The organism is Actinomycetes bacterium (genome assembly GCA_036000965.1).
GTDB lineage: Bacteria > Actinomycetota > CALGFH01 > CALGFH01 > CALGFH01 > DASYUT01.
Map to the genome: position 1 here is coordinate 68,710 of DASYUT010000078.1, position 10,353 is coordinate 79,062.

At 74.2% G+C, this 10,353-nt stretch carries 11 protein-coding genes and 1 pseudogene; 1 reads left to right on the top strand and 11 read right to left on the bottom strand.

The window, feature by feature from the left end; all coding sequences use genetic code 11:
* Positions 1 to 61: 61 nt before the first annotated feature.
* The gene (locus tag VG276_06405) at positions 62 to 2,119 is read left to right on the top strand and encodes a glycosyltransferase family 39 protein (protein ID HEV8649034.1); all 2,058 of its coding nucleotides are present in this window, start codon (positions 62 to 64) and stop codon (positions 2,117 to 2,119) included.
* Positions 2,120 to 2,633: 514 nt separating this feature from the next.
* Here the strand turns inward: VG276_06405 and VG276_06410 are convergent.
* The 11 genes and pseudogenes from VG276_06410 to VG276_06460 all read right to left on the bottom strand — a co-directional run.
* A complete protein-coding gene (locus VG276_06410) occupies positions 2,634 to 3,215 on the bottom strand; it encodes a GAF domain-containing protein (GenBank protein HEV8649035.1) in 582 nt (193 codons plus the stop codon).
* A gap of 206 nt (positions 3,216 to 3,421) precedes the next feature.
* Positions 3,422 to 4,510, bottom strand: a complete 1,089-nt coding sequence (locus tag VG276_06415; protein HEV8649036.1) for a proton-conducting transporter membrane subunit — start codon at positions 4,508 to 4,510, stop codon at positions 3,422 to 3,424.
* Between the two features lie 80 nt (positions 4,511 to 4,590).
* Positions 4,591 to 5,205: pseudogene (locus VG276_06420) on the bottom strand (proton-conducting transporter membrane subunit).
* A 56-nt stretch (positions 5,206 to 5,261) separates the two neighbouring features.
* A complete protein-coding gene (locus VG276_06425; GenBank protein ID HEV8649037.1) occupies positions 5,262 to 5,606 on the bottom strand; it encodes an NADH-quinone oxidoreductase subunit K in 345 nt (114 codons plus the stop codon).
* 96 nt (positions 5,607 to 5,702) lie between these two features.
* Positions 5,703 to 6,464 (bottom strand): MnhB domain-containing protein, encoded by a 762-nt coding sequence (locus VG276_06430; GenBank protein ID HEV8649038.1) that lies wholly within the window; start codon positions 6,462 to 6,464, stop codon positions 5,703 to 5,705.
* The gene (locus VG276_06435) at positions 6,461 to 6,814 is read right to left on the bottom strand and encodes a DUF4040 domain-containing protein (protein HEV8649039.1); all 354 of its coding nucleotides are present in this window, start codon (positions 6,812 to 6,814) and stop codon (positions 6,461 to 6,463) included. Before VG276_06435 ends, VG276_06430 begins: the two co-directional genes overlap by 4 nt.
* Entirely contained in the window at positions 6,811 to 7,011 is a 201-nt protein-coding gene (locus tag VG276_06440) for a monovalent cation/H(+) antiporter subunit G (GenBank protein ID HEV8649040.1), read from the bottom strand. Before VG276_06440 ends, VG276_06435 begins: the two co-directional genes overlap by 4 nt.
* 169 nt (positions 7,012 to 7,180) lie before the next feature.
* On the bottom strand, positions 7,181 to 7,714 hold the full coding sequence (locus VG276_06445) for a hypothetical protein (protein ID HEV8649041.1): 534 nt from the start codon (positions 7,712 to 7,714) through the stop codon (positions 7,181 to 7,183).
* A gap of 273 nt (positions 7,715 to 7,987) precedes the next feature.
* Positions 7,988 to 9,475 (bottom strand): PLP-dependent aminotransferase family protein, encoded by a 1,488-nt coding sequence (locus tag VG276_06450; GenBank protein HEV8649042.1) that lies wholly within the window; start codon positions 9,473 to 9,475, stop codon positions 7,988 to 7,990.
* A 91-nt stretch (positions 9,476 to 9,566) separates the two neighbouring features.
* Complete coding sequence (locus tag VG276_06455; GenBank protein HEV8649043.1) at positions 9,567 to 9,758, bottom strand: hypothetical protein; 192 nt, start codon at positions 9,756 to 9,758, stop codon at positions 9,567 to 9,569.
* The coding region (locus VG276_06460) for a DUF5753 domain-containing protein (protein ID HEV8649044.1) at positions 9,759 to 10,353 on the bottom strand (595 nt) is incomplete at its 5' end.

The window sequence follows — 10,353 nt, forward strand, 5'->3', positions numbered from 1 at the left end:
ACCCGGGCCTGACCGCACCCGAGCCTGACCGCACCCGAGCCCGACCAAGGAGAACGCCACGATGACCACCACGACCCTCGAACGACCCGCGCCGGCCAGGGCGCCCACCAGTCGCGCGGTCCGCCTGCTCCGGGGCCGGGAGGACGACCCGCGCTGGGTGCGCCCGGGCCTGGTCCTGCTGCTGGCCGCCACCGCGCTGCTCTACCTGTGGGCGCTGAGCGCCTCCGGCTGGGCCAACACCTTCTACTCGGCGGCCGTCCAGGCCGCGACGAAGAGCTGGAAGGCCTGGTTCTTCGGGTCCTCCGACTCGTCGAACTTCATCACCATCGACAAGCCGCCGGCCGCGTTGTGGGTCATGGGGCTGTCGGCCCGCGTCTTCGGCGTCAACTCCTGGAGTATCTTGGCGCCCCAGGCCCTGATGGGCGTGGCCAGCGTCGGGGCCCTCTACGCCACCGTGCGGCGGTGGTTCTCGCCCGGAGCCGCGCTCATCTCGGGCGCGGTCCTGGCCCTGACCCCGGTCGCGACGCTGATCTTCCGCTTCAACAACCCTGACGCGCTGCTGGTGCTGCTGCTCGTGCTGAGCGCGTACGCGACCGTGCGGGCGCTGGAGGGCGGCCGCACCCGATGGCTCGTGCTCGCCGCCACGTTCGTGGGCTTCGGCTTCCTCACCAAGCAGCTGCAGGCGTTCCTGGTGGTGCCGCCCCTCGCGCTCGCCTACCTGGTCGCCGCCCCGGTGTCGTTGCGGCGCAGGCTCGGCCAGCTCGTCGTGGCCGGGATCGCCCTGGTCGTCTCGGCTGGATGGTGGGTGGCGATCGTGGAGCTGGTGCCCGCGGCCGACCGGCCCTATGTGGGCGGGTCGCAGACCAACAGCATCCTCGAGCTGACCTTCGGCTACAACGGGCTGGGCCGGCTGACCGGCGACGAGGCCGGGAGTGTCGGCGGGGGCAGGGGCTGGGGCCAGGCCGGCTGGACCCGGCTGTTCGGGGCCGAGGTGGGCGGCCAGATCGCCTGGTTGCTGCCCGCTGCCCTGCTCCTGCTCGTCGCCGGGCTGTGGATCACCCGGCAGGCGGCCCGCACCGACCGGCAGCGGGCCGCGTTCCTGCTGTGGGGCGGGTGGCTCCTGGTGACCGGGCTGGTGTTCAGCTTCATGCAGGGGATCTTCCACGCCTACTACACCGTGGCCCTGGCGCCGGCGGTGGCGGCGATCGTCGGCATGGGGGCGCCGACCCTGTGGCGGCTGCGGGAGCACCTCGCGCCGCGTGCCGTGCTCGCGGCGGCGCTGGCCGCGACCGGCCTGTGGTCGTTCGTCCTCCTGCGTCGGAGCCCCGACTGGGCTCCATGGCTGTCCCCGCTCGTGGTGGTCGCGGGACTCGGCGTGGCCGCGCTGCTCCTGGCCCTGCCGCAGCGCGGGCGAGCCACGGTGGCGGTGGCCGCGACCGGCCTGGTCGTGGCCCTGGCCGGGCCGGCGGCGTACGCCCTCGACACTGCGGCGACCCCGCACGGCGGCGCGATCCCCTCGGCCGGTCCCTCGGTGGCCGGCGGGTTCGGCGGGGGCCCGCGCGGTCGCTTCGGCGGCCCGCCCCCGGGTTTCGGCGGCCAGGCGCAGGGCGGGCCTGGCGGCGGGATCCCGTTCGGCGGCCAAGGGACGCCCGGCGGTGCGGGCGGCGACGGCGGAGGAGCGCCCGACGGCGGCACGCGCGGCGACGGCAGGACGCGTGGCGGCATGGGCGGCCTGCTCAACGGCCGCACGCCGAGCGCCGAGCTCGTCCAGCTGCTCCGGCAGGGCAGCGACGGCTACACCTGGGCCGCGGCAACCGTCGGGTCCAACTCGGCGGCCGGCATCCAGCTCGCAACCGACGAGCCCGTCATGGCCATCGGCGGGTTCAACGGCTCCGACCCAACGCCCACGCTCGAGCAGTTCCAGCGATACGTCGAGGAGGGCAAGATCCACTACTTCGTCGCCGGCAACGAGGGGTTCGGCGGTGCCGCTCAGGGCGGCAGCGACAACGCCCAACAGATCAGCAGCTGGGTGAAGCAGCGCTTCACCTCCACCACGGTTGGCGGCATGACCGTGTACGACCTCACCGGCCCGGCCGCGTCGTCATCCGGGACGGTCTGAGCGGGCCGCCGGCCGCAGCCCGAGCATATCCGCTCATATGGGGAGGAAGGGTCATCGTCACCAGGCGCTGGACGGGCTGGGACGCGCCTCAAGGGGCAAAAGTTGCGGACCCGTGCTGAACTGGAAGGCCTCAGCGTGACGCTCAGCGAAACGCCCGTCCGCCGTGACCCCGTGGACGATCGTCCCCACCGGAGAGTCTCGTGCAGGTACCTACCCGGTCGATGGACGCTGCCCACGACCACTTCGATGTCCGTCCCGGCGACCAGGCAGCGGTCGACCAGGTCGAGACGTGGTTCCGGGAGTATGCCCGGTCCTGCGACCCGGCCGTGCGCGAGCGCATCATCGTCGCCTACCTCGGCCTGGCCGACCGATCGCCGCCCGCGTCGGCTACTCCCAGATGCACGTCTCCCGCCTGCTCCGCCGCGCCATCGAGCGCATGCGGGGCCAGATCCTGGTCGTCTGACAGCCCGGCCCGGGCCGTTCAGGCGGTGTGCAGGGCGTGCAGGAGGGCAGCTCAGCCGTGCTGGGCCGGGAACGGCGCGGACGCCAGCGTCTGGATGAGCCGGCTCAGCAGGACCCCGCGCAGCTCGGCGTGAGCCGACACCAGCAGCAGGCTGGCCGCCACCCGGGTGTAGCGGGTGACGGCGGTGATCTCGGCCAGGCTGTAGTCGCTGGGCGTGGCCCGCCAGACGTTCAGCGTGCCGACCGGCCCGTCCGGCAGGGTGACGGGTGTGGCCAGCACGGCGTGCAGGGGATCCTCCGGCAGCAGGTAGCGCAGGTCGGGCCAGCGCTCGTCGACGCGGACATCCACGCTCGACACCGGCAGGGCGCAGCGGTAGGCGTCCATCGCCGGGCCGGCCTCCAGCCGCTCCTGGCCGGTCTGAAGCAGCCGCCCGGCGCTGTCGGACGCGATCGACGAGCGCAAGGCACCGTCCGGTCCGGCCAGCATGAGCCCGGCCCCGTCCACCGGCAGCAGCATGGCGGCGCAGTCGACCATCGCCTGCAGGCCGGCCCGCACCTCGCCGTCCAGTGCGGCGTCGGCCTCGCTGAGCATGGTCTGCAGCTCGATGCCTGGCCCTCTGGGGTCGCTGGTCATGGGTCCCTCACCCGTGCCGGCAGGCCGGCACATCCAGGTCGCGTCGTCCGCCCCTCTGCGCCCGCCGCGGGCCGGACCCGCCGCCGCGGCTAGCATTCCCGGCCAAGGGCAGGCGAACCGCCGGCCGGCCGCCCCATCCGGAAGCGGCTCGGGCGCCTTGCCGATCCGGCCGCCGATCCGGGCCGGCGAGCCTCGGGCCCTGCGGGTCAGCGGAGGGTGAGGACCAGGAGTGCTCCGAGGCCGGCCGCGCCGACCGTGAGCCAGGTGACCGAGTCGCCCACCTGCCCGCTGTGCAGGCCACGCAGTGCCGAGGCGACCGGGTGCCAGACGCGCCGGGCGGCCAGGCGCGGGGCGGCGGGAGCGCGCTGCCGGAGCAACACGCCGAGCGCGAGCGCGGACGCGAGCATGACGGTGAGCGCGGAGAACGCCACGGCCGGGCCGAGGTGGGTGGGTGCGTGGGCGCCCGCAGGGGGCGCGCCGGCGGTGCCGTCGAGCACGGCCGCCGCATAGCCGGCCCGGTCCTGGAAGCGTTCGGCCGCGCGCTCGGCCCGGGCGGACAGGCCGGGGACCAGCCCCAGGGCCAGCGCGGCCGCGAGCAGGCCGAACGCTGGCATCAGCATGACCAGGGGCGTCCTGGGCCGGCGCTCGATGATCTCCTGCCCCCGCTCGGGCCCTGCCACGGCCGCGGTCGGGTCGGGGTCCCCGGCCCCCGCCGGCGCTCCCCAGCCGGCGAACATCCGCAGGGCGGCGCGCAGGACCGCCGCCGCGGTCAGGGCCGAGGCGGCCACGAACAGCCAGGGCAGCCAGGAGTGGCCGGCCCGTGCGGCCGCGTCCTCCATGAGCGCCTTGCCGAGGAAGGTGCCGAACGGCGGCATCCCGGCCAGGCCGAGGGCGCCGGCCACCAGCAGCCCGAAGGTCCAGGGCAGGCCCCGGCCCCGCCCGCGCAGCTCCCGCTCGTCGACGCTGGCCAGCCGGTGCTGGACGATGCCAACGCCCACGAACAGCGACGCCTTGACCAGCCCGTCGGTCACCAGGTAGAGGAAGGCGCCGCCCGAGCCGGCCGGGACGAGCAGCGCGGCGCCGGCCAGGGTGATGCCGACGTGGCTGACGGTGGCGAACGAGAGCAGCCGGGCGAGGTGGTGCTGCAGGAAGCACATGACCCCACCCAGCAGCGCAGTGAGCACCGCCGCGCCCAGCAGCACCCCGCGCAGGCCGTCGGCGTGGCTTCCGAGCACGCCCGAGAACACGGTGAAGTAGACCCGGAACGCCGCGTAGAGCCCGAGCTCGCTGACCACGCCGGCGAGCAGGATGCAGACCGGGTCGGGGCGACGGCGTAGGCGTCGGCCAGCCAGAAGTGGAACGGCACCACGGCCGCCTTCACGAAGAACCCGGCCAGCAGCAGCACGAACGCGACGATGACGAGCCGGTCCGCCGGTCCGGCGTCGAGCGTCCGCCCGATCTGGGCCAGGTTGAGCGCACCCGTGCGGCCGTACAGGAGCGCGATGCCGGACAGGACCAGGAACGCGCCGACGCTGTTGGTGACCGCGAAGTTGAGCGCCCCCTGCAGCGAGCCCGGGTCCTCGGTCCGGTAGCCGGCCAGCGCGTACGCAGCCACGCTGAACAGCTCGAAGAACACGAACAGGTTGAACAGGTCACCGCTCAGGCAGAACCCCACCACGGCGGCCAGGAAGACCAGCATGAGCGCGTGGAAGAACGTCCCGACGGCATCGAAGTAACGCCAGGAGAACACCAGCGCGGCGGTCATGAGCAGCCCGCCGAGGGTGGCCAGGGTGGCGCCGACCTGGTCGATGGCGAACGCGATCCCGAGCGCGACCCCGTTGCGCGGCGTCCACCCGCCGAACCAGTACACGATCGGGTTGCCGGCCGCCTGGAGCAGCAGCGCGGCCGAGATCCCCGTCACGGCGGCCGCGGTGGCGATGGCGATCGAGTCGGCCGCCCGCCGCCGGATGAACGGGCCGCCGCCCACCATGAAGGCGGCGACGAGCAGGGGGATGGCGACCGGGAGCGGGGGCAGGACGCGCAACGTCAGCCTCGCAGGACCCGGAGCTCCTCCGGGTCGAGGGTGCCGAGCCGCTTGTGGACCTGCACGGCGAGGGCGAGCAGGAGGGCGGCGACGGTGGCCCCGACCACGACGTCGGTGAGGGCGAGGGAGCTCACCACCGGGTCGACCGCGCGCGTGCCGACCGGGACGTCGAGGAAGATCGGCGCGGTGGCGTTGCGGCGGAACCCGACCGCGAGCAGCAGGACGTAGGTCGAGGACTGGACAACCGAGAGGCAGGTGACCATGTGGATCAGGTTGCGGCTGGTCACGATGCCGTACAGGCCGATCACGAACAGCCACACAGCCACGGCGTAGGGGAGCAGGGTCATCGGCGCTCCCTCCTCTCCAGCGGGGCCGCTGGTGTGCCCGCAAGGGTCATGGGCGCTCGCTCCTCTCCAGCGGGGCCGCTGGTGCGGCCGCCGGGGTCATGGCAGCGCCCGCCGCTGGAGCACCAGCGTCTGCTCGAGGAACTCGGTGAGCAGCAGCACGAAGCCGCCGGCGACCTCCAGGCCGACGGTGAGGTTGATCGTGGGGATGGTGCCGGCCGACAACAGCGCCCCAGGCTGGCCCAGCGGGAGGAAGTTGTCGAGGAACGCGCCGCCGGCGAGCGCACCGGCAAGGCCGATGAGGACGTAGCCGGCCGCGCCGGCCGACTCGGCCGCGTCGATGAGGTCCTCGGGCCGGACCCGGCGCAGGGTGACGTACTCACCCGAGAGGAACACGACCAGCGCGCCGGTGGCGAGCACGACCCCGCCCTGGAACCCGCCGCCGGGGGTCAGGTGGCCGTGGGCGACCACGTAGATGCCGAACAGCACGATCGGTCCCAGGAGGGTGAGGCCGAGCACGCGGACCGCGTTCGAGGTGGGCGGGGCGCTGCGGCCCTCCACGGTCTCGCTGGGGTCGCGCTCCTCCTCGTCCCGCTGCGCGCGCAGCAGGATCGCGGTGCCGACCACGGCGGCGAACAGGATGTACTCCTCGCCCATGGTGTCCACCCCGCGGTAGTCGAAGGTGACCGCGGCGACGACGTTGGTGGCGTGCCGCTCGGCGACCGCGGCCGCGTTCAGCACGTCGCCGTAGGGCCCGCGGTACTCCCCGAACGGCGGCAGCCCGGACAGCCCCCAGAGCATGAGTGCGGCGAAGCCGGCCGCCGCGACCAGGAACACCCGACGGCGAGTCTCCGGGCTCACAACGGCTCTCCAGGATCAGTCCCGGCCCGCTCCCGGTCGGCGTCCGGGTCCGGCCTCGCGCGCGCCGGGCGTCCCTGCCCGGCCTCGCGCGCTTCAGGCGTCCGGGCCTGTGTGGACTCCTCCCGCCTGACCTTGGCCAGGGCGAGCAGGATCATCAGGGGGAGGGCGACCGCGCCGACGGTGATCTGGGACAGCGCCACGTCGGGGGCCTGCAGGACCAGGAAGGCGAGCCCCAGGATCAGCCCGTAGAAGCTTGCCACGATCGCCTGGTTCAGGGGGTCGCGCGTCAGCACGACGGCGGTGCCGCCCGCCGCGACGAGCAGCAGCACGATCGCCTCCAGCGCGCTCACGGCCGCTCGCCACCCGCCGGCTCGTCACCGGTCCCGCCAGTCCTCTCGACGTCCTTCGGCCCGGGCTGCCAGCGTCCCAGCTCGCGCACGCGGGCGGCCCGGGCGGTGGCGTGGGTCAGCACCGGGTTGGTCACCAGCATGATCAGCAACACCAGGATCGCCTTGACCCCGGCCTGGGTGAACGACTCCTCGACCACGATGGCGGCCGCGATCGCGAGCGCACCGATCGTGGTGGCCGCGCGGTGTAGTGCAGCTTGTCGTAGAGGTTGCGCATCACCAGCACGCCGACGCAGCAGACCAGCTCGACGCCGACCCCGACCACGAGGAGCGCGGCACCCCCCTGGGCTCCCCGGCCCCCTCCGGGGTTCACCGGGACACCTCATCCCCTCCGGAAGCGGCAGCCATGCTCGGGTAGATGGGGGAGCCGGGGCGGGGCACGAGCTGGTGGACGAGCATGGCGCCGTGGCTGCCCTCGACGCCCACCACGTAGACGTTCCCAGCCAGCGACAGCGCGGCGGTCACCAGCGCCCGGCGGGCGTTCGCTCTGGCGTCGTCGTCACCCGACCCGGAGCCGCCTGGCCCTTCGGCGGGAAACGGGACGTAACGGAACTGGCCGGTCGCCCGTCTGCGGCCGGTGAGCTGGCGCCAGAGCACGACCGCGAGCAGCCAGGAGTCGACCAGCACCTCTCCGGGCAGGAGGCGGAGGTCGCGCAGCCAGCGCGGTTCGAGCCGGAAGCGGACGAGGTCCTGGGCGTTGACCAGCTCCTGCGCGGTCGCTCCGAGCGCCGCGGCCACGAGCCCGAGGAGCAGCTCCGAGCGGTCCAACGTGCCCACGAACAGCAGCCACAGTCCGACCAGAGGGATGTACCACGCGATCCAGAACAGCAGCCGCTTCCTCATTCACCCACCCATGCCGATACCAGGGTCCGCTGCCGATACCAGGTCCGGCCGGCTCGCCGGCGGCGCCGCGACGGTTTCACATGATTGCAGCCAGCTCAAGTGAGGGGGAACGCGGGATGCAGGCGAGCGCCGCGCCCAGGCGCGGCAAGGGAGCGTGGCGGGCCCGGGCAGTCGAAGAGGGACGTCCTGCTCGGCGCTAAGCCGTCCAGTGTGGCCGGTTTGCACCCTCGATCCCGGCGCTTCGGAGCGGACATGCCCGGGCCCGGAAGGAGCCTACCCCCGAGGCGGACGCTCTGAAAGGGCGGTCCGCCCGTTGCCGGCTCGCCTGTCCAGACCCGGCCGGGCCCCGGCGCCGGCGCTCGAGGCGGCCCACGCCCTGGCGAGCCGGTGCACCCCCTGCTCGAGCAGCTCCGGCTCGGCGGTCAGCGGCAGCAGCAGGCGGTCGTCCGGCTCCGGCCCGGATCCGCCGCCGGGACCGGGCCGTACCACGACGCCCTCGCGCGCGGCCCGCTCGGCCAGGGCGGTGGCGCTGCCGGCCGGCAGGCGGACCCAGACCGAGGCGCCGTCCTCGCCAGGTGCCCACGTCCAGGACGGCAGCAGGGCGGCGAGCACCGCCGCGAGCCGCTCCAGGCGCCTGGCGAGCTGGGCGCGCCGCTCCGCCACTTCCTGGCCGCCCTTGTCCAGCAGGCGGGCGGCCAGGAACTGGGCGGCTGGCCGCGCCGTCCCGCCAAGCCCGGTCTGGAGGCGGGTGAGCTCCTCGGCGGTCCCGTCCGGGGCCCGGATCCAGCCGACCCGCAGCTCGGGCCAGAACAGCTCCCGCATGGACCCGAGGCTGAGCACCGGGGCGGTCCTGTCGAAGGCGGCCAGCGGCGGGGCGGGCCCGGCCGGGCCGAGCCCGAGGTCGGCCTGGGTGCCATCCTCGACCAGCGGGATCCCGAACACGCCGGTGAGGGCGGCGATCCCCCGGCGGCGGCTCGCCGGCATCGCCGCCCCAGGCCGGGCCGGGGTCAGGTACAGCAGGCGGGGGGCGTCCTGCTCGAAGCGGCACTGCACGGCACTGGGCCGCACCCCGCTCCGGTCCACGGCGACAGGCAGGAGCCGTGCCCCGGCGGCCTGGAACGCCTCCAGCGCCACCGGCGAGGTCGGCTCCTCGATCGCGACCGCCGCGCCGGGCTCCAGGTAGCGGGCGCACACCAGCTCGAGCCCGGCCCGGGTCCCACCCGTGACCACCACCTGCTCGGGCCGGGTCGGCAGCCCGAGGGCCGAGTAGCGCGCCGCGACGGCGCAACGCAGCGCCCGCATCCCCCCAAGGGCGCCGTCCTCAGCGATCAGCTCGGCCCAGTCCGCGCCCCCGAGACCCAGGACCACGGCGGCCATCTGGAGCCCGCCATCCGGCGGCCCCTGACCGCCGGACAGGTCCACCACCGGGCGCGGCCCGTCCGGCGGAGCCGCCAGCGGACCGTCCTGGCCCACGACCTGGCGTCGTGGGCCAGGCGTGGCGGCGAGCCTCCCGTCCGGGTCGACGAGCCCGCGCTCCCGGAGGGACGCGTAGGCGGCGGCCACCGTGCCGCGGCCGACCGACACCGCCTCGGCCAGGGCGCGCTGGGAGGGCAGCCGGGTGCCCGGGGCGAGCCGGCCGCCAGCGGCCAGCTCGGCGATGCGTCCGGCCAGCCGCCCGGCCAGCGACCCCTCCCCGGCCCGCCAGCCCTCGAGCAGCTCGGCGAACCGCCTCCCGACCGCCTGTGGCTCCGCCGTCGCCATCTACCACCCCGTCCGCCCCGTCACCTGGTCCGGTGCGCGGGCAAGTATCGGGCCCTTGGCCCCCAGTGGGCCTCCGGAGGCATCGGGTCGCTCAGCGCTTGCGGCCGACGCCGCCATAGATCCCGCCCGACACGTTCGGGATGGAGCCGTCCGGCCAGGTAGTAGTCGTACATCCGGGCGGGTGTGCCACGTTCGTGTTGATCTGCGTGGTCCAGTCCTCATCGACCACGTTGTCCTCCGTCCCGCTCGCGGTGCCAGTGGTGCGGTTGTGCACTTGGCGCATTCAGCCCTCTCCCAGGATCTCGCTGAGGATCGCCGCGGCCTTCCTCGCCGGTTGGCTGCGGACGCAGATGGTCTCCATGACGTGCAGGTACTGCTCGACGTCGTCACGCTTGTCCAGATAGACGGCGTTGGTCAGGTGCTCGAGGTAGACCACGTCCGGCAGTTCGAACGGGAACCGCAGGATACTGAACGCGCCGAGCATGGCCGGATGCGCGCCGGCACTGAACGGCAGGACCTGCAAGACCACGTTCGGCAGCTTCGTGGCCTCGACCAGCCGCTCGAGCTGGACACGCATCACCTCGCGGCCGCCGACCGGCCGGCGCAGCGCCGCCTCGTCCACCACCGCCCACAGCCGCGGGCCGTCGTCCTGGTCGAGCAGCCGCTGGCGGGTCAGCCGCAGCCTGACCCGCCGTTCCAGCTCCTCTGGCGAGTCGTCCAGCTGCGCGCCCCGCATCACCGCGCGCATGTAGTCCTCGGTCTGCAGCAGGCCGGGGACGAACTGGCCCTGATAGGTCCGGATGAGCGTGGCCGCCGACTCGAGATCCACGTAGGCCCGGAACCACTGCGGGAGAAGATCGTTGTACCGGTGCCACCAG